Raw genomic sequence first — 21,643 nt, forward strand, 5'->3', positions numbered from 1 at the left:
AAGTAAGCACGCCCCGGTCCGGCAGCTTTTTCCAGCCGTTGGGCCGGTCGCCGCAGGCTGACTTTGTTTGCTCCAGTAGATAATCTCTTGAAAATGCCCTTGCTGATTACAGCAAGGGCATTTCTGCTTTCTTTGCATTCGATGATCTGACTGGCCCTAAATGCCTCATTAGTACTAAACGGTACAAAAAATGTTTCAGCTTCTCTGCGACCACTCTCAGCGGCAGTAAACGGCACAAAAATCCTATGAACGCACACCTCCACCGCCTGTGCCAGCTGGCGCAGCAGCCCAGCCGGCGCATCATCGGCCTGATGTCGGGCACTTCGCTAGATGGGCTGGATGTGGCGCTGTGCCGGCTGCACGGCCACGGCCCGGCCACCCGGCTGGAGCTGGAGCAGTTTAGCACCGTGCCCTATTCCGACGACGTGCGCCGCCGCATCCGGATAGTGTTTGCGGGCGGCGCCACCGGCCAGATCAGCTTGGAACACCTGACGCTCTTCAACCCCTGGCTGGGCGCCCTGCACGCCGATATGGTGCTGGCCTGCCTGCGCGAGTGGCAGCTGATGCCCACAGAAGTGGACCTGATAGCCAGCCACGGCCAGACCATCTACCACGCCCCCGCCCACCAGCACCACCACCCCGATTTCACGGGCCTGAACGCCACCCTGCAGCTCGGCGACGGCGACCAGGTAGCGGTGCGCACCGGCATCATTACGCTCAGCGACTTCCGGCAGAAGCACATTGCGGCCGGCGGCGAAGGCGCCCCCCTGGCGGCCTACGGCGACTACCTGCTGCTCAGCAGCCCCACCGAGGAGCGGCTGCTGCTCAACCTGGGCGGCATTGCCAACTTCACCTACCTGCCCCGCACCGGCCACGATACCAGCGCCGCCTTCAGCACCGACACCGGCCCCGGCAACACCCTGCTCGATGCCGCCGTTCGGGCCCGCTGTGGCCTGCCCTACGATGAGGATGGCCGCCTGGCGCTGGCCGGCCGCATCCACGCGCCGCTGCTGCAGGCCCTGTTGGAGCATCCGTTTTTCGGGGCGGCGCTGCCTAAAACCACCGGCCCGGAGCTGTTCGGCCCCGAATATCTGCAGCAGGCTCAACAGCGCACCGGCACCGAGCAGCTAGGCACTGAAGACCTGCTGGCCACGCTGGTGGAGCTGAGTGCGGCCGGCGTGGCCCGCGCCGCGCAGCAGGTGTTTGGTGAGCAGCCGGCGCTGGCCGTGTACTGCAGCGGCGGCGGGGCCCACAATCCGGCGCTACAGGCGGCGCTGCAGCGCTACCTCCCCTCCTGCCGCTTCGCCACCACCGAGGAGCTGGGCGTGCTGCCTGATGCCAAAGAAGCCATCCTGTTTGCCGTACTGGCCAACGAGGCCGTAGCCGGCCAGCCCGTCTCCATCGGCGCCGGCCGCCAGCGCGTGCCCGCCGTCAGCATGGGCAAGATCTCGCTGCCGGGGTGATTTTGGGTAATGAGGTGACAGGTAACAAGGAAAAGACCGTCATTCCGAGCGGAGTGAGGAATCTCGCCAGTGTAGTAACTGATTCTACCACACTAGCGAGATTCCTCGCTCCGCTCGGAATGACGGTCTTTTCCAATCCAGATTAACCCCATCACTTCTTCACCTCTCCCAGCGGCACGAGGCCGAAGCTGAGAACCTGGTGGGCGGTGGTGTCGCGGAACGTGACGTCTAGCTGTAGGTTGGGGCGCGAGGCCAGCGTATCGCTGCGGAACATGAAGGCCACGAAGGCGCGGGTGCTGTTGTCAGCGCTGATGCGGAAGCCCAGCTTGTAGAGGTCGATGGTGGGCTGGTAGCGCTGCCCTTGTTGATAGAGCGGCTCGGCGGTGGCTTGAAACCGCGCCAACGGCACATTGCGGCTGACTTCGGGCGCGAGCAAAGCGTAGGCGGCCGGGTAGTTGCCGGCCAGCACGGCCAGCAGAAACTGCCGCGCCACCTGAATCTGCGACGATATGGCCACGGGCTCCACGGCCACGTCCGGTACTGGCTGCTGCGCCGCCAGCGGGCCAGCGGCTGCCAACAGAGCACTCAACACGCAGCAAAACCAACGAAACCGACGATTCTTCATATCCTGCATACGGCAAAGGCTGTGCCGTAGCGGCCAGGTGCTATTCTTCGGCCTGCGGCACGAGCACGAATACGTCTTCGCCGGGACGCTTCATGATGTACTTCTCGCGCGCAAATTTCTCCAGCAGCTCAGGGCTGCTCAGCAGCTCGGCCCGCTCGCGCTTCACCACCTCAATGTTGTCGAGGTAGTACTGCTTCTCGGTCTGGAGCTCCTGCAGCTTGGCGTACATGTCATACTGCTTCAGCAGGTCGTTGGCATCAAACACGAACATCCAGACCAGAAAGCCCAGCCCGGTGTAGAAGTAAAAGCTGCGCAGAAAGCGCGGCACGCGCGCCGTCAGATCCGAGAGTTGCATAGCCAAAGATAGAAAACGTAGCGCAGGGTTTCGCCCGGGCCGGGCGCGGCGGCAAAAACAAAGCCCGCCCGATGCAGCATCGGGCGGGCTTGTAATTTACGGCACAGGCTGAAGCCCGTGCTACCAACTTACATCTTGCGGCCGGGGAAGTAAGCTACTTCGCCCAGCTCTTCCTCGATGCGGAGCAGCTGGTTGTACTTCGACATCCGATCGGAGCGCGAGGCCGAGCCGGTCTTGATCTGGCCGGTGTTCAGGGCCACGGCCAGGTCGGCAATGGTGTTGTCCTCGGTTTCGCCGGAGCGGTGGCTCATGATGCTCTTGTAGCCGTTGCGGCGGCCCAGGTTGATGGCGTCAATCGTTTCGGAGAGCGTACCAATCTGGTTTACCTTGATGAGGATGGCGTTGGCAATCTGCTCATCGATACCGCGCTGCAGGCGGTTGACGTTGGTCACGAACAGGTCGTCGCCTACGAGCTGGGTGGTGTTGCCGATGCTGTCGGTGAGGGCCTTCCAGCCGCTCCAGTCGTCCTCGTCCATGCCATCCTCGATGCTGATGATGGGGTATTTCTTGGTCCAGTCGGTCCAGTAGTTCACCATCTCCGACGAGGTCAGCTTGTCGCCGGTGCTCTTCTTGAAGTGGTAGTGGCCATCGGAGTAAAACTCGGAGGCCGCGGCGTCCATGGCAATCATCACGTCGTCGCCGGGCTTGTAGCCGGCCTTCTCGATGGCCTGCAGTACAATCTTGATGGCGTCTTCGTTGCTCTTGATGTTCGGGGCAAAGCCGCCTTCATCACCCACGTTGGTGCTGAAGCCCTGCTTTTTGAGCACTTCCTTGAGGTGATGGAAGATTTCGGTGCCCCAGCGCAGCGCCTCCGAGAACGACGGAGCGCCCACGGGCATGATCATGAACTCCTGGAAGTCGATGCTGTTGTCGGCGTGCGAGCCGCCGTTGAGGATGTTCATCATCGGCACGGGCAGCGTGGTGGCATTTACGCCGCCCACGTAGCGGTAGAGCGGCATGCCGGCTTCCTGCGCGGCGGCGCGGGCAATGGCCAGCGAAGCACCCAGAATGGCGTTGGCGCCCAGGTTGGCTTTGTTGGGCGTGCCATCCATCTCCAGCATGATCTTATCGAGCAAGCCCTGCTCGAACACCGAGAAGCCTACCAGCTCTTCGGCAATCTTGCTGTTCACGTTGTCCACGGCCTGCAGCACGCCTTTGCCCATGTACTTGCTCTTGTCGTTGTCGCGCAGCTCCACGGCTTCGTGCTTGCCGGTGCTGGCGCCCGAAGGAACCGCCGCACGGCCTACGGTGCCGCTTTCGGTGGTCACGTCTACCTCAATGGTCGGGTTGCCGCGCGAATCGAAAATCTGCCGGGCGTGGATTTCGGTGATAATGCTCATGAGGAAAAGTATGGGGTTGAGGAAAAGTACGAGGTGGCCACCCCAGAGCCGGCCGATTGGGCCCGGAGCGGTATTGCGGTGGCAAGGTACTCAATTGCCACTTTTAGGCCAGCTCCTCCCCCGCAGATGCAAAGGCAGCACCGGAAAAAGCGCATGCCGCAACAGTCTGGCCCCTACCCTTCCAGCCACCGGCGGAACTCCGGCGTCTGGGCGGCGCTGGTGGTCAGGGTGAGGTCGGGCTTGCCGCGCAGCCGCACGGCCAGCCGGTTGTTGAAGTACGGCTCCACGCGCTCCACAAACGCAATATTCACCAGCTCCGAACGGTTGAGGCGGCCGAAGCGGGCGGGGTCGAGCTGGCGCTCCAGCTCCGTGAGCGTACCGCTGAGCGGGTAGCGCGTGCCGGCCCCGTCTATAGCAAAGGTCACGCCCTCGTCGGCCTGCACGTAGGCCACATCATCCACCTGCAGCACGTAGAGGCCGTTGCGCATCCGCACCGAAAAACGCTGCTTGTACTGCGGCTGGCTGTTCTGGCGCAGCGCTTGGTGCAGCTCATGCAGCACTTCGGCGCTCAGGGCTGGCGCCGGAGCGGCCGCCGCGCCGGCAAAGCTGCCGCGCAGAAACTGGTACTTATCCAGCGCCTCCCGAAACTGCTCGTAGCTGAAGGGCTTGAGCAGGTAGGCAATGCCGTTGCCCCGGAACGCCGGCAGCAGGTACTGGTCGTAGGCGGTGGTGAAGATGATGGGGCAGCTCACCTGAAACCGCTCGTAGAGGCTGAATACGTTGCCGTCGAGCAGCTCGATGTCGGAGAACAGCAAGTCGGGCATGGGGTGGGTCTGCAGCCACGCCAGGGCCTTCTCCACGCTACGTAGAACGGGCGGCGCCTCGGCGGCCAGCCCGGCCTGCTGCAGAAACTGCACCGTCTGACGCGCCGCCAACTCTTCGTCTTCCAGAATCAGAATGTTCATAGCGGGGATTTCACGGATAAAGAAAGTCGGGTAGTCTGAAGCCCAAAGAACGTCATGCAGAGCGGAGCGACGCATCTCGCGTGCTGACGTTGAAATGGTAATCTGACGTCAGCACGCGAGATGCTTCGACAAGCTCAGCATGACGTGCTGTCTGATAGGCTAACGCACACCTCATCCTCACGCCGCCGACCACGCCCGCGCCTGCCGCAGCACCGGCACCACCACCCGAAACTGCGCCGCCGTAGCTTCCACCTTGATTTCCCGCCCAAATAGCAGCCGGTACCGCTCCCGCAGGTTGGCCAAGCCCAGGCCGGTAGAATCGACGGGCGTGAGCTTGGGCCGGCGCAGGTGCTGCACGCTCAGCTCGGTGTCGGACGCCTGAATCTCAATCAGCAGCGGAGCATCTTCGTCGCCGGCGTTGTGCTTGATGGCGTTTTCGACCAGCAGCTGCAGCGTGCCGGGCACCACCAGCAGCTGGTGCAATGCGGCGGCCTCGGGCAGCGTCTGCTGGAACGCATAAGCCGCCCCGAAACGGTGGCGCAGCAAATACACGTACTCGTCCACAAACTGCAGCTCTTCCGCCAGGGTCACGAAGTCGTCGTCTTTGTGCCGGATCAGGAAGCGGTAGAGGTTGGCGAAGCGGCTCAGGTACTCGTTGGCCTCGGCGGGGTCGTGCTGGATGAGGCCGCGCAGCACGTTGAGGTTATTGAACAGAAAGTGCGGGTCGAGTTGAGCCTTGAGGTTGCGCAGCTCGCTCTCGGTCTGGGCCTGCTGGGTTTGCAGCAGACGCTTCTGCACATCAAAATAGCGCTTGCCCGCCATCAGAATGCCCAACATACCGTAGCTCTGGGTATGCCGCATAATGGTGGACAGGATAGTACCAGCATTCCAGTGCAGGGGCTTTTCATCGAGTAATAACCCGTAGCCCAGCCAATAAAGGTGGGCATCGAGCACCACAAACACCATCAGCGCCCCCAGCACCACCCAGGCACTGCGGCGGGCCAGCGCCAGCGGCAGCAGCCCAAACACCAGCAGGTACACAGCCAGCGTATCGAGCCCGATGGTGTAGAGAATAGTAGGCGCTGCGCGCGCCAGCCCGAACTGTTGCAGGTAGCTGAAAAAGATGATGGGCGCGGCCAGCAGCCAGTACACCAGTACCAGAAGCAGGTCGGAACGGCTGGGGCGTTGGAAGGTGAACGGCATGGCGAGAGGCGTAGGGAGTGTCATACCAAGCAGAGCGAGGAATCTGAGTGAAGGCATTCGACGATGCATCCCAGATTCCCCGCTCCGCTCGGGATGACAGGATGGAAAGATGCTATTCTTTGTCGGTTTTCACGCGGCCGCGCTCCTCTTCCAACCCCGTGCTGCGCTTGCGGGCCGCCTGCAGCTGCTGGTTGCCCAGCTTCCAGCTCAAACTCAGCCGCGCCTGTCGGCTCTCGCCGTAGCTGCGGAACTGCACGTCCAGGTCTTGGTAGCGCACGGTGCCACGCTGCCGGTTCGAGAACAGCACGTCGTTCAGGCCCAGCCGCAGGGTGGCCCGGTCCTGCCACAGCGTTTTCTGCAGCCCCAGGTTCAGCGAGCCAAAGCCCCGGAAGTTGATCAGGCCATTGATGCCCGCGGTCTGGTAGAAGCCCGAGGCCTCCAGCTTGACATTCTGCGGCAGCTGCACGTTGGCCTGGCCGTAGAACGTGGCCGCCGTGCGGCCCGCCCGGTATGTGCTGCCCAGGTAGCTGCTCAGGTACTCGTTGTAGAACACCGTCACGCCAGCGTAGCCGGTCAGCAGCTTGCGGTAGGTGAGAGGCAGGTTCAGGGTGGCGTTGTAGCTGCGCAGGTTGTCGAGGTTGGCCGATGTGGAGTAGATGGCGCTGTCCTCGGTAGCCGTTACCAGGCTGATGGCGTCGCGGGTGCGGCTGTAGCCCAGCACAAAAAACGGCTGCTTCTGGTAGGTCAACGCCAGCTTGTAGGTGCCGGTGAACTGCGGCGTCAGCAGCGGGTTGCCGCGCTGCGACGTGTACGGGTCGAGGTACACCAGATTGGGGTTGAGGTCCTGGTAGCTGGGCCGGCCAATACGGCGACTGTAGGCCAGGTTCGCGCCCAGCACTTTGGTCAGGGGCTTGTCCAGACTCACACTCGGAAACAGCTGCCCGTACCGCCGGCGGATGCTAGTGGCTGCCCGGCCTTCGGCCACCGTGTACTCGCCGCGCAAACCGGCTTGCCACGTCACGCCCAACTGGGTACCCTCGGCCTGCACATAGCCGGCCCGGATGCTTTCCGTATAGCCGAACCGGTCGGCCCGGTCGGCGGCCCCGCCCGTCAGGTCCAGTTGGCTCTCGATGTCGGCCCGGCTGAGCTTGGCGCCCAGCAGCAGCGTAGTGGTAGCCGTGAGCGGCTGCCGGTAGTCTACTTTGGCCGAAGCCAGCCCTATGCGCGTCTGCTGGTCGTTGCGCAGGGTTTGTTGCTGCTCGGTATCACCGGTTCGCACCAGGTTGGTCAGCAGCCCCAGGCTGCCGGCCGCATAGCGCGAGTAGTCCACGTCGGCGGTCAACTCGCGGCCCAGCGTGTCGAGCAGCACTTTGTAGTTGAGGTTAGCGGGGTACGACTCGGTGCGGCGGCGCGTATCGTTTGCCGTCAGGACGTTCACGCCGTTACTGGCTTCGGTGCTGCTCTGCGCATTGAGCTGCGTCCGGTTGAGGTACCCGTTCACCAGCACGCCCAGCGTCTGGCGGTGCGGCAGGCTGTAGTCGGCCCCGACGCGAAACGTGGGCACGTGCGCCATCCGCGGCTGGTAGCTTTGCTGCGCGTACCGGATGCCGGCTGTGGTGTCCAGGCGGCCGGTATTGAGTTGCTCGTAGGTGTGGCGGTAGTTGTAGCTGGTGGTGCCGAATACGTTCAGGGCCCCGGCCCGGTGATTGAGGTCGAGCAGTATACCAGTTTTGGCAAAGCGCCCATACGCCGCGTTGGTCGTGAGCGTGCCGTTGATGCCCAGGTTGGTGTTTTTCTTCAGAATGATGTTGATGATGCCCGCCGTACCGGCGGCATCGTGCGTGGCGCCGGGCTGCGTCAGCACCTCAATCCGCTCGATGGTGCTACTCGGAAAGTCCTTCAGCACGCTCACCACATCCATGTATTGCGTGGTGCGGCCGTCAATCTGAATCAGCACGCCCTCCTGCCCGGCCAGACTCAGGCGGTTGTTGAGTACCAGCAGGCCCGGCACCTTTTCCAGCACCTCCAGCGCCGTAGTGCCGGCCGTGAGGCTGCCCGCCACATTCACCACCAGCTTGCCGGCCGTCATTTCCAGTAGCGGCTTCTGCCCCACCACCAGCACTTCCTTCAGCGCCAGCGCCGCCGCTGCCAGCCGCACATCCGGCACCGCCACGGCCCGACCTGCTACCTCTACCACCGCGCTCCGCCCACCGCCATACCCCACCGCCGATACCACCACCCGGTACCGCCCCGCCGGCACGCCCGCCAGTTGGTAGCGCCCGGCTTCCGAGGCCTGCGTGGCCTGCACCACTACCGAATCGGCCAGTTGCCGCAGCAGCACCGACGCGAAGGGCACTGCCTGCCCCTTGGCGTCTACTACCCGTCCGCTCACGGTGGCCGTTGGTTGTTGGCCGGCGGCTGTCAGCGCGAGTAGCAGCAGCAGGCAGGAGACAAAAGCTTTCATGGTATCAGGGTGCTGAAGTGAAACGAACACCCAAAACACGCCCAACAAAGCCGCCAACGCAGGTCCTATTTCCCGAAGCCCGGCAAAATTCCGATAAAGCCCGCAAAACCGCCCGCGAACCAAATCGGCTGCTCCTGCCCCTGTGCCCAAAAGAAAAGGGACGCCCCGGTTGGAGCGTCCCTTTTCACTGTTATACTTCCGGTCCGACTACTCGGCGGCTTTCTCCTCGCGGGTCTCGCCGTCTTTCAGGGTTTCAGTAGCCGTATCCTCGGGGGCCGAAACCTCCGTGGTGGCAGCTTTGGCCTTCTTGGCGGGCTTCTCAGCTACTACTTCAGCCGAAGACTCGCCTTCGCCAGCCGTGGTAGCCTTTTTCTTGCCGCGCGAGCGACGGGTAGTGGTTTTAGCCTCACCAGCGGTTTTGGCTTCCAGCAGGGTTTCGTTGTAGTCAACCAGCTCGATGATGCACATCTGCGAGTTGTCACCCAGACGGGTTTCGCTCAGCTTGATGATGCGGGTGTAGCCGCCGGGACGGGTAGCAATTTTAGCTGCTACGTCGCCGAACAGCTCTTTCAGCACGTCTTTCTGCTCCAGTACGGCAAATACGAGGCGGCGCGAGTGCGTCGTGTCGTTCTTGGCTTTGGTCAGCAGGGGCTCTACAAACTTGCGCAGGGCTTTGGCTTTGGCAACGGTCGTGGTGATGCGCTTGTGCAGGATCAGCGACGAGGCCATGTTCGAAAGCATGGCGTTGCGGTGCGAGGCCGTGCGGCCGAGGTGGTTGATGGTTTTACCGTGACGCATAAAAAAAGAGATGTGTAAGCTTGCGGACGACGACCACGGCGGAAAAGCTGCTGTGAGGCACCTTTCTCATTAGAACCGTCGCCCCTTCGGGCTCACTGGTTATGAAAGTGTGAAAATGGAGTGCAAAGGTACGGAATGTACAGGCATAAAAAATGTGCTGAAGTGGAATATGTGACCAGCACATCAACCACATTCAGCACATTTTCTGTTTGCTGTCTATTCTTCGTCGAGCTTGTACTTGCTCAGATCCATGCCGAAGTTCAGGCCTTTCTCTTCTACAAGGTTTTCCAGCTCGGTCAGCGACTTCTTACCGAAGTTGCGGAACTTCATCATGTCGGCCATGTCCAGCTGCACCAGGTCGCCGAGGGTTTTGATGTCGGCGGCTTTGAGGCAGTTGTAAGCACGTACGCTCAGGTCCATATCCGCCAGCGGCGTCTTCAGAACTTTGCGCATGTGCAGCGTCTCCTCGTCCACCGTCTCCTCTTCTTCGGCTTTAGCCGTTTCGAAGGTCATGGTGCTGTCGGAGAACAGCATGAAGTGTTGAATCAGGATGTTGGCAGCGCCTTTCAGCGCATCCTCCGGGTGGATAGAGCCGTCCGTGTGAATCTCGATGAGGAGCTTCTCATAGTCGGTCTTCTGCTCTACGCGGGTGTTTTCGATGCTGTACTTCACGTTTTTGATCGGCGTGAAGATGGCATCAATGGCAATCTGACCGAAAACCTGATCGGCCGGCTTGTTTTCCTCTGCAGGAACGTAGCCGCGGCCTTTCTGGATCGTGAATTCAAATTCCAACTCGGTGCTGGCGTCCACGTGGCAGATCACCAGGTCCGGGTTCAGCACCTGGAAGCCGTTGGTGAACTTGCTGATGTCGCCGGCCGTGAAGGTTTCCTGGCCTTTGATGCGCACCGTAATCTTGTCCTCGATGGCGTCGCTCACCTTCTTGAAGCGAACCTGCTTCAGGTTGAGGATGATTTCGGACATATCCTCAATCACGCCTTCGATGGTCATGAACTCGTGCAGTACGCTGCTGGTGCGAACCGACGTGATGGCATAGCCCTCCAGCGACGACAGCAGGATGCGGCGCAGAGCGTTGCCGATCGTGACGCCGTAGCCTTTCTCCAGCGGTTTGAATTCAAACGTTCCGTAGAAGTCGTCGGATTTCTCCATCACCACCTTCTCCGGCATTTGAAAAGCTAAGATTGACATAAGTGGGGCGGTTTTTAGTATTGAGTAATGGGTAGTGAGTAAAAAGACCTCTCAGAGCGTCTTGATACCCATTACCCAATACCTGAATCCAATTAAAAAGGTCGAAGCAAGGAAACGGCCCGGGCGTCCGGGCCGTTCCAAGAATTACTTCGAGTACAGTTCGACGATGAGCTGCTCGGTGATCTTCTCCGGTATCAGCTCACGGGCGGGGGCGTTGAGGAACTTGCCCACCATGTCTTTGCCGTCCCACTCCAGCCACGAGAAAGCACGCGCGTTGCGGGCGCTCAGGCTCGTGGTAATAGCTTCCAGCGACTTCGACTTCTCACGTACGGCAACAACGTCACCAGCGCGGAGTTTGTACGAAGCAATGTTTACTACGTCACCGTTCACGGTGATGTGCTTGTGCAGAACGAGCTGACGGGCAGCACGGCGCGTTGGAGCAATGCCCAGACGGTATACCGTGTTGTCGAGGCGCGATTCCAGCAGAGCCAGCAGGTTGTCGCCGGTGATGCCGGGCAGCGTAGCCGCTTTGTGGAACAGGTTCTCGAACTGCTTTTCCAGTACGCCGTACATGTACTTCACTTTCTGCTTCTCCATCAGCTGGACAGCGTACTCGCTCTGCTTCTTACGACGGCCACGGCCATGCTGGCCGGGAGGGTATGCTTTCTTGGTGAGTGCCTTGCTTGGGCCGAAGATCGGCTCATTAAAGCGACGGGCAATCTTGGTTTTAGGACCAGTATAACGTGCCATTTCGGGGTTGTTGAGTGTTGAGGGGGTTGAACCGCGCGTGTCGGGCCTCGGAGGCGCACCTTGCAGGGGTGAAAAGGCGCATCAGAAACCCGACACCGGTGGCTGGCAGCGCCAGCCTGTTCAATAAACTAAACGCGACGACGTTTGGGAGGACGGCAGCCGTTATGGGGCAGCGGCGTCACGTCCTTGATGGTCGTTACCTCAATACCCACGTTACCCAGCGTACGAATAGCCGACTCGCGGCCAGCGCCCGGGCCCTTCACGAACACTTCAGCTTTGCGCATGCCCAGGTCATGAGCTACTTTACCGCAGTCGGTAGCAGCCATCTGAGCGGCGTAAGGCGTGTTCTTCTTGGAACCGCGGAAACCCATCTTACCAGCCGAAGCCCAGGAGATAACCTGGCCGTTGTTGTTGGTGATGGAGATGATGATGTTGTTGAACGAAGCCTTAATGTGTACCTGGCCTACTGGTTCTACAACGACAACGCGCTTCTTGGCTTTGTCTTTTCTCTTTTGTGCCATTTGGTTATCGCAAAAATACGCGGGAGGTGTTGTTGCCTGCCCCGAACGTATCAGAGCAGGCAACGATTCCCACTACGGGTTATTTAGTAGCCTTTTTCTTACCGGCAACGGTCTTACGCTTGCCCTTGCGGGTACGCGAGTTGTTCTTGGTACGCTGACCACGAACTGGCAGACCTTTGCGGTGACGCAGACCCCGGTAGCAACCGATGTCCATGAGGCGCTTGATGTTGAGCTGCACTTCGGAGCGCAGCACACCTTCGGTTTTGAATTCGGCAGCAATTACGCTACGGATTTCACCGGCTTCCGCTTCCGTCCAGTCTTTCACCTTCTTGTTCAGGTCTACACCTGCTTTGGTAAGGATCTGCTGAGCAGATGGACGGCCAATGCCGAAAATGTAGGTCAGCGCGATTTCACCGCGCTTGTTGTCTGGGATGTCTACCCCTGCAATACGAGCCATGTGTTGAGTTTGGGTTTTTGGCGAGTTAGGGTCTTGGGGACCTGGTTTCGGTTAGGACAGTTTTCCTTCAAAAACCAAGTCCTCAGGACCCGAGTCCCCAACTTCCAGTTGTCTAGCCCTGACGCTGTTTGTAGCGGGGGTTCTTTTTGTTGATAACGTAGAGCTTGCCGTTGCGGCGGACCAGCTTGCAGTCAACACTACGCTTCTTAACCGAGGTTTTGACTTTCATGTCGTCGGGTTATTTGTAACGGTACACAATTCGGCCCTTCGACAAATCGTAGGGCGACATTTCCAACTTTACCTTATCTCCCGGCAGAATCTTGATGTAGTGCATCCGCATCTTGCCCGAGATGTGGGCAATCAGCTGGTGACCGTTCTCCAGCTCCACGCGGAACATGGCGTTGGAAAGGGCTTCCAGAATGACTCCGTCCTGCTCAATGGAAGTTTGTTTGGCCATAAGGCTACTGTAAGGCTTTTTCTATGTATTCGAAGGAGGTGAGTATTTCCGCCTTGTCTTTTCGTACTACTACCGTATGCTCGAAGTGCGCGGAAGGCTTGAAGTCTTTGGTCCGGATGGTCCAGCCGTCCTTCTCCTGTATCACGCTCTTCGTACCCAGATTCACCATCGGCTCGATAGCCAGTGTGAGGCCGGTCTGCAGCTTCAGTCCCGAGCCACGCTTGCCGTAGTTCGGTACTTCCGGCCGCTCGTGCAGCTTCTTTCCAATCCCGTGGCCGACCAGCTCCCGAACCACTCCGTAACCCTGCTTCTCAACATGGTTCTGAATGGCAAAGCTGACGTCGCCCATCCGATTGCCCGCCACTGCCTGCTCGATACCGAGATACAGCGACTTCTTGGTTTCTTCCAGCAGCTGCAACACCTCCGGTGCTACTTCCCCAATTGGGTAGGTGTAGGCACTGTCGGCGTGGTAGCCGTTGAGTAGCACTCCGCAGTCCACCGAAACAATGTCGCCGCTTTTCAGCGTGTAGTCGCCCGGGAAACCATGCACCACTACCGAGTTGGGCGAGATGCAGAGGCTGTATTCGAATCCATTGTATCCCTTGAAGGAAGGACTTCCACCATGGTCCCGGATAAACTCCTCGGCGCGCTGATCCAGCTCTCGCGTTGTAATTCCTTCCCGGATCATGCCGGCCACTTCTCCGTGGGCCTGAGCCAGCACCTTCGCGCTGGCCCGCATGAACTCTATTTCTTCTTCGGTCTTGTAAACAATCATGGGTGCTTACGAAGCCAGAGCAATGTTCTGCGAACGGCCACGCACTTTACCGGTTTTCATCATGCCATCGTAGTGGCGCATCAGCAGGTAGCTTTCCACCTGATTCAGCGTATCCAGCACTACCCCTACCATGATGATGAGGGAAGTACCGCCATAGAAGGCCGAGAAAGGCCGCGTGACGCCACCCAGCAGCGCAAGCGCCGGGAAGATGGCAATCAGCGCCAGTGCCACAGCACCAGGCAAAGTAATGCGGGTCAGAATCTCATCAATGTGCTCCGACGTATCGCGGCCGGGTTTCACCCCGGGTACGAAACCACCGCTACGCTTCAGATCATCCGCAATCTGGTTGGGGTTGACACTGATGGCTGTGTAGAAGTAGGTGAAGACAATGATGAGCGTTGCAAACACCACGTTGTACTGCCACGACGTGTAGTCCGAGAACTTCACGCCAATGTAGCTGGCCAGGTCGCTGTCGTTCTGCCAAACCGAAGCCACGATAGCGGGCACGAACATCAGCGACTGGGCGAAGATGATCGGCATTACGCCGGCCGCATTCACTTTCATCGGGATGAACTGCCGCTGGGCATTCAGTTGGGCGGTGCTGCCTACCTGCTTGGCATACTGCACCGGAATCCGGCGAACAGCCTGCGTCAGCACGATAACTGCCATTACCACGAGGAACAGCACTACCAGCTCAATCAGGAAGATCAGCGAGCCACGCATGCCCTTGGCAGCAGCCTCACCAATAATGGCACCGGGCAGGCGCGATACAATCCCGATCATGATGATCATGGAAATACCGTTGCCAATACCCTTGTCCGTAATCTTCTCTCCCAGCCACATGCAAAACAGCGTTCCAGCCGAAATGATGAGCATCGTGGAGATAGTGAAGAACGTACCAGGCTCCAGAATTGCATCAGCGCTGATGGTGGCAATGAAACCGACCGACTGCGCCATTACAATCGGAATTGTAAGGATACGCGTGTACTGGTTGATTTTTTTGCGGCCCGACTCTCCTTCTTTCTGCAGCTTCTGGAAATAAGGAACTGCAATGGTGAGCAGCTGCAACACGATAGAAGCCGAGATGTACGGCATGATACCGAGTGCGAAGATGGAAGCATTGCTGAATGCGCCGCCAAGCAGCGTATCCAGAATACCAAACACCCCCGAAGCTCCACCGCTTTTCAGACGAGTAGCGTCGACGCCCGGCAGCACCACGAAAGAGCCTAACCGGTAGATGGCAATGAAAAACAGCGTATTGAAGATCCGCATACGCAGATCTTCAATCGCAAAAATGTTCTTTATCGTTTCGATAAACTTTTTCATCGCCACAAGAACTTACAGCGTCACGGCTTTGCCACCTGCTTTCTCAATAGCTTCAACAGCCGACTTGGAGAATGCATGAGCATGAACTTCTACAGCGGTGGTGAGTTCACCACGGCCCAGAACTTTGATTTTGGCGTTTTTCGAAGCCAGACCTGCCTGCACGAAGAAGGCATTGTCGAACGTCGTAGCACCGCCTTCGGTCAGACCGGCGAGTACGTCCAGGTTAATGGCTTTGTACTCTACACGGTTGATGTTCTTGAAACCGAACTTCGGTACGCGGCGCTGCAGGGGCATTTGGCCACCTTCAAAGCCCGACTTCTTGGAGTAACCCGAACGGGACTTGGCACCTTTGTGGCCACGCGTCGAGGTGCCGCCACGGCCGGAACCCGTACCACGACCAATGCGCTTGACATTGCGGGTAGAGCCTACGGCAGGTTTGAGATTGCTGAGATTCATTTTCGGGAGATTCCTAGAGTTCGGTTACTTCCAACAGGTGCTGAACGGCTTTGATCATGCCAGCAACCTGGGGCGTGTTTTCCACGCTCTTGGTGCTACCCATTTTGCCGAGGCCCAGGGCCTGCACGGTACGCTTCTGACGCTCGGGGCGGTCAATAACGCTTTTTACGAGTTTGATTTGGATCTGCGCCATCGTCTCTTAACCGTTAAAAACTTGAGCGAGGGTGATGCCACGAGCCTGTGCAATCTGCATGGGGTCGCGCATTTTCAGCAGGGCGTCGAAGGTAGCCTTTACCACGTTGTGGGGGTTCGACGAACCTTTCGACTTGGCGAGTACGTCTTTGATGCCGGCGCTTTCGAACACGGCACGCATAGCACCACCAGCAATTACACCCGTACCAGCAGCAGCTGGCTGAACCAGCACGAAGCCGCCCGAGTATTTGCCTTCCATGATGTGGGGAACGGTGTGCTTGTACAGCGGCACCTTCACCAAGTTTTTCTTCGCGTCGTCAATGCCTTTGGCAATGGCGTCGGTTACTTCGTTGGCTTTGCCGAGGCCATAGCCTACGGTGCCGTTGCCGTCACCTACTACCACGATGGCCGAGAAGCTGAAGCGACGACCGCCTTTCACTACTTTGGCTACGCGGTTGATAGCAACCACTTTTTCTTTCAGATCGGAATCGCCGGTGCGAGACTCTTCTTTCCGGTCATTGCCGCGACGGTCATTGCCACCACCACGACGGTCATTGCCACCGCCGCGGTTATCGCCGCTACCACCACGAGGGCCGTTGTTAAATTCTGCCATGATGATTTAGAAATTGAGGCCGCCTTCGCGGGCTCCTTCTGCCAATGATTTTACGCGGCCGTGGTAGAGGTAACCGGAACGGTCAAATACCACTTTCGAAATTCCTTTTCCTGTAGCACGGGCAGCAAGTTCTTTGCCGACTGCGGCAGCGAGGGCGACTCCGTTGCCCCCTTCCACCGATACGTGCTTCGAGGAAGCAGACGCCAGCGTGTGACCGGTCGTGTCGTCAATAATCTGAGCATAAATGCCCGTATTGCTGCGGAACACCGACAAACGTGGACGCTCGGACGTGCCAGCCACCTTAGTGCGGATGATGCGCTGGATCCGTTTTCTTCTAGTTGCTTTATCGAAAGCCATGGTGTGATGTTATTTCGAAGCTGTTTTACCAGCCTTACGACGAATCTGCTCACCCACGAAGCGCACGCCTTTGCCTTTGTAGGGCTCAACTTTGCGCAACGAGCGAATTTTAGCGGCCACCTGGCCCAGCAGTTGCTTGTCAATGCTGGTCAGCGTAACGATAGGGTTTTTACCTTTCTCGGTTACAGCCGTAGCAGTTACTTCCTTCGGCAGCGCCAGGAAGATGTTGTGCGAGTAGCCCAGCGACAGTTCCAGCGTAGTACCAGCCATAGCGGCTTTGTAACCTACACCTACCAGCTCCAGCTTCTCTTCCAGACCGTTGCTCACGCCGCTTACAGCGTTGTTGAGCAGGGAGCGGTAGAGGCCGTGCATGGCTTTATGACGCTTCTGTTCGGTTGGGCGGGTCACTACCAGCTGGCCGTCTTCGGTCGCTACGGTAATGTCGCGGTCAACCGGAACCACCAAAGTGCCTTTTGGGCCCTTCACGGTTACCGTGTTTTCGTTGCTCACTTCAATCTGCACGTTGGCGGGCAGGCTGATGGGCAGTTTACCAATGCGTGACATAGTCTCGTTTTCCTTTCAGATTAGTAGACGTAGCACAGCACTTCGCCGCCCACGTTTTCAGCTTTCGCCTCTTTCTCCGTCATCACCCCTTTCGAAGTCGACAGGATGGCGACACCCAGACCACTCAGTACGCGCGGCAGGTTCTCCACGTGGGCGTACTGACGCAAACCGGGCGTGCTTACACGCTGCAGCTTGGTGATGGCGGGTTGTTTGGTTACCGGGTTGTACTTGAGCGCGATTTTAATCGTGCCTTGTACTGCGGCATCATCAAAACGGTAGCTCTGAATGTAGCCCTTTTTGTAGAGCACCTTCGTGATTTCCTTTTTGATGTTGCTGGCCGGGATTTCCACTACCCGGTGATTTGCCTTGATGGCATTGCGTACCCGGGTCAGGTAGTCAGCAATTGGATCTGTGTTCATGTGACTTAGTAAAAGCGCCACCCTTTTTTAGGGAGCCGCAAAGATATGAAAATTTCGCCGCCGCAGAAATGCGGCAGCGAAATTTTCGGTTAAGACTTCTTGACTCGAATGCGGCCAATGGTTTCTCTCGGCAACCTGCCAAGTAATGTTGCGTCAACAGCCGAGGCTATCTGGCAACGGGTCGAACTACCAGCTCGACTTGGTTACGCCGGGGATTTTGCCAGCCAGCGCCATTTCGCGGAAACGTACCCGGCTGATGCCGAACTTACGCATATAACCACGGGGGCGGCCGTCAATCATGTCCCGGTTGTGCAGGCGCACGGGCGAAGCATCTTTCGGCAGCTTGTCCAGACCTTCGTAGTCACCGGCGGCTTTCAGCGCTTTGCGCTTCTCAGCATAGCGGGCAACCGTAGCGATGCGCTTACGCGCTCTTGCTTTCGCGGATTCCTTAGCCATTAGTCGTTTTGTTTCTTGGCGTTAGCGAACGGCATACCGAAAGCCTTGAGGAGCTCATAGCTCTGCTCATCGTTTTCGGCCGTCGTTACGAAGGTAATATCCATACCCGAAATCGACTTGATCTTGTCGATCGAAATTTCGGGGAAGATGATTTGCTCCTTAACGCCCAGGGTATAGTTACCGCGGCCGTCAAAGCCTTTGTCGTTGATGCCTTTGAAGTCACGAACGCGGGGCAGAGCGATGGACAGCAGACGGTCCATGAACTCGTACATCCGCTCGCCACGCAGCGTTACGCGAGCGCCGATTGGCATGCCCTCGCGCAGCTTGAAGTTCGAAACCGAACGCTTGGCGATGGTAGCTACAGCCTTCTGACCAGCGATGGTCGTCAGCTCGTCTACGCCGTTATCCACCAGCTTTTTGTCGGCTACAGCCGCACCAATACCGCGGTTGATGCAGATCTTGGTGATGCGTGGAACCTGCATGATGCTCTTGAACTGGAATTTCTCCTGGAGCAGCGGCACCACTTCTTTCTGATATTTCTCTTTGAATCGAGCCATTGTCGTCGTACCGGGTTAGGCGTTTGTCGAGGCAATTGCTTTCACGTTGCTCACGTGAATACCCGCTTCGATTTTGGTAATGCCACCCTGGGGGTTCTTCGCACTGGGTTTGTTGTGCTTGGTCACCAGGTTCAGGCCTTCCACGATAACACGCTGCGTCGAGCGGTTCACCGACTTGATAACGCCGGTTTTGCCTTTTTCGTCGCCAGCAATCACCTGTACGGTGTCGCCGGTTTTCACATGCAGTTTCGCGGGTGCTGCTTTCGTTTTCGTTGCCATTGCTTAGAGAACTTCAGGAGCCAGCGAAACGATCTTCATGAACTGCTTCTCGCGCAGTTCACGGGCCACGGGGCCGAAGATGCGGGTACCGCGGGGCTCGTCGTTATTGTTGAGCAGTACGGCAGCATTGTCGTCGAAGCGAATGTAAGAACCGTCCTTACGACGTACTTCTTTCTTCGTACGAACAACCACTGCTTTCGATACAGTGCCTTTTTTAGCGTTGCCGGAAGGAATAGCCGATTTGATGGCTACTACAATCTTGTCGCCTACGCTGGCGTATTTCTTGCCCGTGCCACCGAGGACACGAATGCAAAGAACTTCTTTGGCGCCGCTGTTATCAGCGACGGTCAGACGGGATTCTTGCTGTATCATCTTACTTGGCGCGTTCTACGATTTCTACCAGTCTCCAGCGTTTGTTCTTGCTCAGCGGACGCGTGCTCATGATGCGTACCGTGTCGCCTTCGCCGCATTCGTTGTTCTCGTCGTGGGCCATGAATTTGGTCGACTTGGTAACGAACTTGCCGTAGATCGGGTGCTTCATTTTGCTTTCCACAATCACCGTAATGGACTTGTCCATTTTGGAGGAGGAAACGCGCCCGATGATTTCTTTCCGCAGGTTCCGCTCTTCCGTAGCGGAGGTAGCCTGCTGTTCTTCGTTGCTTGCCATCGTTAGTTAGCAGTGTTATTAGCCTGCTCGTTCTCGCGACGGGTCAGCTCGGTCAACAGACGGGCGACGTTCTTGCGGCTTTGCTTCAGGCGAATCGGGTTTTCCAGGGGCGAGATGGCGTGCGCGAAGCGCAGCGTCTGGCCATTGGCTTTTTCGGTCTTTACTTGCTGGTTCAGTTCTTCCAGCGAAAGGGCGCGGATATCGGCGTTCTTCATCTTACTTGCTTTCTACGTAGTCGCGACGAACAACAAACTGAGTCCGAACCGGCAGCTTCTGGGCTGCCAGGCGCAGCGACTCCTGCGCCACTTCCAGCGAAACGCCGTCTGACTCGAACATGATAGTGCCGGGCTTCACGCAGGCTACCCAATACTCGGGCGAGCCTTTGCCTTTACCCATCCGCACTTCAGCCGGCTTCTTGGTGATTGGCTTGTCAGGGAAAATGCGGATCCAAACTTGCCCTTCGCGTTTCATGGCGCGGGTCATGGCGATACGGGCTGCCTCAATCTGGCGAGCCGTAATCCAAGCCACTTCCAACGACTTAATAGCGAAAGAACCGAAGTCAATGGAGCTGCCGCGGTAGGCGAGGCCTGATACGCGACCCTTTTGCATCTTGCGATACTTGGTCCTTTTCGGTTGTAACATGATTTATTGAAATTGAATTTCTGAAGAAAAGAAACGACTAGCGACGCGGAGCGCCACCGCCCTGACCACCACGGTTGGCACCACCTGGGGCACCACCGCCACGGCGCTGGCCACCACCGGCGGCACCTGCACCGCCGCGGTTATCGCCGCCACGGTCGTTACGGTCGCGGCGCGGGCCACGGTCGCCACCACGGTCACCACGCTCGCCGCGTGGGCCACGGTCGCCGCCACGGGTGTCGTTGCCTTGGTTAGCAGGAACTTGGTTAGGCGACAGGTCGGGCTTGCCGAACACTTCACCACGCATGATCCATACTTTGATGCCGATCTTGCCATACACGGTCTGAGCTTCCGACAGAGCGTAGTCGATATCGGCGCGCAGCGTGTGCAGCGGCGTACGACCTTCTTTGTACTGCTCGGAACGGGCAATTTCAGCACCGCCCAGACGGCCACCGCACTGGATCTTGATGCCTTCGGCACCAACGCGGATAGCAGCCTGAATGCTCATCTTCATGGCACGGCGGAACGAGATACGAGCCTGCAGCTGCTGAGCAATGCTCTCACCTACCAGCTTGGCGTCGAGTTCCGGACGCTTAATTTCGAAGATGTTGATCTGAACGTCCTTGCTGGTGATCTGCTTCAGTTCGTCTTTGATCTTATCCACTTCAGCGCCACCCTTACCGATTACCACACCCGGACGAGCCGTGTTGATAGTAATGGTGATGCGCTTCAGCGTACGCTCAATCACGATGCGGCTAATGCCACCTTTCGGGATACGAGCCATGATGTATTTGCGGATTTTTTCGTCCTCCACCAGTTTGTCGGCAAAATCCTTGCCGCCGTACCAGTTCGAGTCCCATCCTTTAATGACGCCCAGACGGAAGCCAACCGGATTTACTTTCTGTCCCATAGTGCTTATGCGGTGGCTTCTGCCTTGGTTTCAGTGGATTTCTTAGCCGAGCTACGACGCGTGGTCTTTGGCTTGGCTTCAGCGTTGGCTTCGGTGGTCTTCGTTTCAGCAGCTTTCTGGGTAGCAGCTTTGCTGCCCAGACGCTCTACTTTCGTGTCAATCACCAGCGTCACGTGGTTGCTGCGCTTGCGGATGCGGTGGCCACGGCCCTGAGGGGCGGGGCGCAGACGCTTCAGCTGACGGCCTTCATCCACGAAAATCTCTTTGATGTAGAGGTTAGCGTCTTCGATGCGCTCATCCTCGTTGTGCTGCTGCCAGTTGGCAAGAGCCGAGAGGAGAAGCTTCTCAACACGGGCAGCGCCCGAGTTGGCTTCGAATTTCAGCAGGCCCAGCGCACGGGTCACTTTCTGACCACGAACCATGTCGGCCACCAGGCGCATCTTGCGCGGCGAGGTGGGTACGTTGCGGAGTTTAGCGGTTGCTTCCATGATTAGCGCTTGCCTTTATCTTTCTTGGCAATGTGTCCACGGAAGTTGCGGGTTGGAGCAAACTCACCGAGCTTGTGTCCTACCATGTTCTCCGTAACATATACCGGGATGAACTTATTGCCGTTGTGAACGGCGAAGGTGTGGCCAACGAAATCAGGCGAAATCATCGAGCGGCGCGACCAAGTCTTCACCACCGACTTTTTGCCGGACTCATCCATTGCCGTTACTTTCTTCTCGAGCCGGAAGTCAATGTACGGCCCTTTTTTTAGTGAACGTGCCAT

The 21,643-nt window shown here is 58.2% G+C and carries 31 protein-coding genes and 1 pseudogene; 1 reads left to right on the plus strand and 31 read right to left on the minus strand.

Annotation, left to right across the window (positions count from 1 at the left end; translation table 11 throughout):
- Positions 1 to 245 precede the first annotated feature (245 nt).
- A complete protein-coding gene (locus O9Z63_RS13940; RefSeq protein WP_270125894.1) occupies positions 246 to 1,463 on the plus strand; it encodes an anhydro-N-acetylmuramic acid kinase in 1,218 nt (405 codons plus the stop codon).
- A gap of 151 nt (positions 1,464 to 1,614) precedes the next feature.
- Here the strand turns inward: O9Z63_RS13940 and O9Z63_RS13945 are convergent, their stop codons facing one another.
- The 31 genes and pseudogenes from O9Z63_RS13945 to rpsS all read right to left on the minus strand — a co-directional run bounded on the left by O9Z63_RS13945 (position 1,615) and on the right by rpsS (position 21,643).
- Positions 1,615 to 2,052 carry a hypothetical protein gene (locus tag O9Z63_RS13945; protein ID WP_270125895.1) on the minus strand — a complete coding sequence of 146 codons (438 nt, stop codon included), beginning with the start codon at positions 2,050 to 2,052 and terminating at the stop codon, positions 1,615 to 1,617.
- Between the two features lie 76 nt (positions 2,053 to 2,128).
- Positions 2,129 to 2,443 (minus strand): FtsB family cell division protein, encoded by a 315-nt coding sequence (locus O9Z63_RS13950; protein WP_270125896.1) that lies wholly within the window; start codon positions 2,441 to 2,443, stop codon positions 2,129 to 2,131.
- Positions 2,444 to 2,571: 128 nt separating this feature from the next.
- On the minus strand, positions 2,572 to 3,843 hold the full coding sequence (gene eno / locus O9Z63_RS13955; RefSeq protein WP_270125897.1) for a phosphopyruvate hydratase: 1,272 nt from the start codon (positions 3,841 to 3,843) through the stop codon (positions 2,572 to 2,574).
- Positions 3,844 to 4,016: 173 nt separating this feature from the next.
- A complete protein-coding gene (locus O9Z63_RS13960; protein WP_270125898.1) occupies positions 4,017 to 4,808 on the minus strand; it encodes a LytR/AlgR family response regulator transcription factor in 792 nt (263 codons plus the stop codon).
- Positions 4,809 to 4,985: 177 nt separating this feature from the next.
- Positions 4,986 to 6,035 (minus strand): sensor histidine kinase, encoded by a 1,050-nt coding sequence (locus tag O9Z63_RS13965; protein WP_270125899.1) that lies wholly within the window; start codon positions 6,033 to 6,035, stop codon positions 4,986 to 4,988.
- A gap of 88 nt (positions 6,036 to 6,123) precedes the next feature.
- On the minus strand, positions 6,124 to 8,475 hold the full coding sequence (locus O9Z63_RS13970; protein ID WP_270125901.1) for an outer membrane beta-barrel protein: 2,352 nt from the start codon (positions 8,473 to 8,475) through the stop codon (positions 6,124 to 6,126).
- A gap of 207 nt (positions 8,476 to 8,682) precedes the next feature.
- Positions 8,683 to 9,273, minus strand: a complete 591-nt coding sequence (gene rplQ / locus O9Z63_RS13975) for a 50S ribosomal protein L17 (protein ID WP_044016062.1) — start codon at positions 9,271 to 9,273, stop codon at positions 8,683 to 8,685.
- A 216-nt stretch (positions 9,274 to 9,489) separates the two neighbouring features.
- Positions 9,490 to 10,479, minus strand: a complete 990-nt coding sequence (locus O9Z63_RS13980) for a DNA-directed RNA polymerase subunit alpha (RefSeq protein WP_044016060.1) — start codon at positions 10,477 to 10,479, stop codon at positions 9,490 to 9,492.
- Positions 10,480 to 10,623: 144 nt separating this feature from the next.
- On the minus strand, positions 10,624 to 11,229 hold the full coding sequence (gene rpsD, locus O9Z63_RS13985) for a 30S ribosomal protein S4 (protein WP_187314077.1): 606 nt from the start codon (positions 11,227 to 11,229) through the stop codon (positions 10,624 to 10,626).
- A gap of 128 nt (positions 11,230 to 11,357) precedes the next feature.
- Complete coding sequence (gene rpsK, locus O9Z63_RS13990) at positions 11,358 to 11,750, minus strand: 30S ribosomal protein S11 (protein WP_022822149.1); 393 nt, start codon at positions 11,748 to 11,750, stop codon at positions 11,358 to 11,360.
- A 79-nt stretch (positions 11,751 to 11,829) separates the two neighbouring features.
- Entirely contained in the window at positions 11,830 to 12,207 is a 378-nt protein-coding gene (gene rpsM, locus O9Z63_RS13995) for a 30S ribosomal protein S13 (RefSeq protein ID WP_044016055.1), read from the minus strand.
- A gap of 112 nt (positions 12,208 to 12,319) precedes the next feature.
- Complete coding sequence (gene rpmJ, locus O9Z63_RS14000) at positions 12,320 to 12,436, minus strand: 50S ribosomal protein L36 (protein WP_044016053.1); 117 nt, start codon at positions 12,434 to 12,436, stop codon at positions 12,320 to 12,322.
- Positions 12,437 to 12,445: 9 nt separating this feature from the next.
- A complete protein-coding gene (gene infA / locus O9Z63_RS14005) occupies positions 12,446 to 12,664 on the minus strand; it encodes a translation initiation factor IF-1 (protein ID WP_022822146.1) in 219 nt (72 codons plus the stop codon).
- Between the two features lie 4 nt (positions 12,665 to 12,668).
- Positions 12,669 to 13,439: a type I methionyl aminopeptidase gene (gene map, locus O9Z63_RS14010; RefSeq protein WP_044016051.1), complete on the minus strand. Its 771-nt coding sequence runs from the start codon at positions 13,437 to 13,439 to the stop codon at positions 12,669 to 12,671.
- Positions 13,440 to 13,445: 6 nt separating this feature from the next.
- Complete coding sequence (gene secY / locus O9Z63_RS14015; protein WP_270125906.1) at positions 13,446 to 14,765, minus strand: preprotein translocase subunit SecY; 1,320 nt, start codon at positions 14,763 to 14,765, stop codon at positions 13,446 to 13,448.
- Positions 14,766 to 14,777: 12 nt separating this feature from the next.
- On the minus strand, positions 14,778 to 15,221 hold the full coding sequence (gene rplO / locus O9Z63_RS14020) for a 50S ribosomal protein L15 (RefSeq protein ID WP_044016047.1): 444 nt from the start codon (positions 15,219 to 15,221) through the stop codon (positions 14,778 to 14,780).
- A gap of 13 nt (positions 15,222 to 15,234) precedes the next feature.
- Positions 15,235 to 15,414, minus strand: coding sequence for a 50S ribosomal protein L30 (gene rpmD / locus O9Z63_RS14025; RefSeq protein WP_044016046.1), 180 nt, complete (start codon positions 15,412 to 15,414; stop codon positions 15,235 to 15,237).
- A 6-nt stretch (positions 15,415 to 15,420) separates the two neighbouring features.
- Positions 15,421 to 16,026, minus strand: a complete 606-nt coding sequence (gene rpsE, locus O9Z63_RS14030) for a 30S ribosomal protein S5 (RefSeq protein WP_044016044.1) — start codon at positions 16,024 to 16,026, stop codon at positions 15,421 to 15,423.
- A 6-nt stretch (positions 16,027 to 16,032) separates the two neighbouring features.
- On the minus strand, positions 16,033 to 16,383 hold the full coding sequence (gene rplR / locus O9Z63_RS14035) for a 50S ribosomal protein L18 (RefSeq protein WP_044003239.1): 351 nt from the start codon (positions 16,381 to 16,383) through the stop codon (positions 16,033 to 16,035).
- A 9-nt stretch (positions 16,384 to 16,392) separates the two neighbouring features.
- On the minus strand, positions 16,393 to 16,947 hold the full coding sequence (rplF, locus tag O9Z63_RS14040; protein WP_044016042.1) for a 50S ribosomal protein L6: 555 nt from the start codon (positions 16,945 to 16,947) through the stop codon (positions 16,393 to 16,395).
- 20 nt (positions 16,948 to 16,967) lie between these two features.
- Complete coding sequence (gene rpsH, locus O9Z63_RS14045) at positions 16,968 to 17,366, minus strand: 30S ribosomal protein S8 (protein WP_044016040.1); 399 nt, start codon at positions 17,364 to 17,366, stop codon at positions 16,968 to 16,970.
- Positions 17,367 to 17,552: 186 nt separating this feature from the next.
- Positions 17,553 to 17,822 (minus strand): 30S ribosomal protein S14, encoded by a 270-nt coding sequence (gene rpsN / locus O9Z63_RS14050; protein WP_044016038.1) that lies wholly within the window; start codon positions 17,820 to 17,822, stop codon positions 17,553 to 17,555.
- Positions 17,822 to 18,379, minus strand: coding sequence for a 50S ribosomal protein L5 (gene rplE, locus O9Z63_RS14055; RefSeq protein ID WP_044016036.1), 558 nt, complete (start codon positions 18,377 to 18,379; stop codon positions 17,822 to 17,824). The genes rpsN and rplE overlap by 1 nt, the downstream gene beginning before the upstream one ends.
- A gap of 33 nt (positions 18,380 to 18,412) precedes the next feature.
- A pseudogene (rplX, locus tag O9Z63_RS14060) lies at positions 18,413 to 18,658 on the minus strand (50S ribosomal protein L24); the annotation flags it as partial.
- A gap of 3 nt (positions 18,659 to 18,661) precedes the next feature.
- The gene (rplN, locus tag O9Z63_RS14065; RefSeq protein WP_044003245.1) at positions 18,662 to 19,030 is read right to left on the minus strand and encodes a 50S ribosomal protein L14; all 369 of its coding nucleotides are present in this window, start codon (positions 19,028 to 19,030) and stop codon (positions 18,662 to 18,664) included.
- A gap of 1 nt (position 19,031) precedes the next feature.
- On the minus strand, positions 19,032 to 19,325 hold the full coding sequence (gene rpsQ / locus O9Z63_RS14070) for a 30S ribosomal protein S17 (protein WP_052381446.1): 294 nt from the start codon (positions 19,323 to 19,325) through the stop codon (positions 19,032 to 19,034).
- Positions 19,326 to 19,327: 2 nt separating this feature from the next.
- Positions 19,328 to 19,540, minus strand: coding sequence for a 50S ribosomal protein L29 (gene rpmC, locus O9Z63_RS14075; protein WP_044016032.1), 213 nt, complete (start codon positions 19,538 to 19,540; stop codon positions 19,328 to 19,330).
- Position 19,541: 1 nt separating this feature from the next.
- Complete coding sequence (gene rplP / locus O9Z63_RS14080) at positions 19,542 to 19,967, minus strand: 50S ribosomal protein L16 (RefSeq protein ID WP_044016030.1); 426 nt, start codon at positions 19,965 to 19,967, stop codon at positions 19,542 to 19,544.
- Positions 19,968 to 20,004: 37 nt separating this feature from the next.
- Positions 20,005 to 20,874 carry a 30S ribosomal protein S3 gene (gene rpsC, locus O9Z63_RS14085; RefSeq protein ID WP_270125907.1) on the minus strand — a complete coding sequence of 290 codons (870 nt, stop codon included), beginning with the start codon at positions 20,872 to 20,874 and terminating at the stop codon, positions 20,005 to 20,007.
- Between the two features lie 5 nt (positions 20,875 to 20,879).
- A complete protein-coding gene (gene rplV, locus O9Z63_RS14090) occupies positions 20,880 to 21,362 on the minus strand; it encodes a 50S ribosomal protein L22 (protein WP_044016026.1) in 483 nt (160 codons plus the stop codon).
- 2 nt (positions 21,363 to 21,364) lie between these two features.
- The gene (gene rpsS, locus O9Z63_RS14095; RefSeq protein WP_044003251.1) at positions 21,365 to 21,643 is read right to left on the minus strand and encodes a 30S ribosomal protein S19; all 279 of its coding nucleotides are present in this window, start codon (positions 21,641 to 21,643) and stop codon (positions 21,365 to 21,367) included.

Source organism: Hymenobacter yonginensis, assembly GCF_027625995.1.
GTDB classification, from domain to species: Bacteria; Bacteroidota; Bacteroidia; order Cytophagales; family Hymenobacteraceae; genus Hymenobacter; species Hymenobacter yonginensis.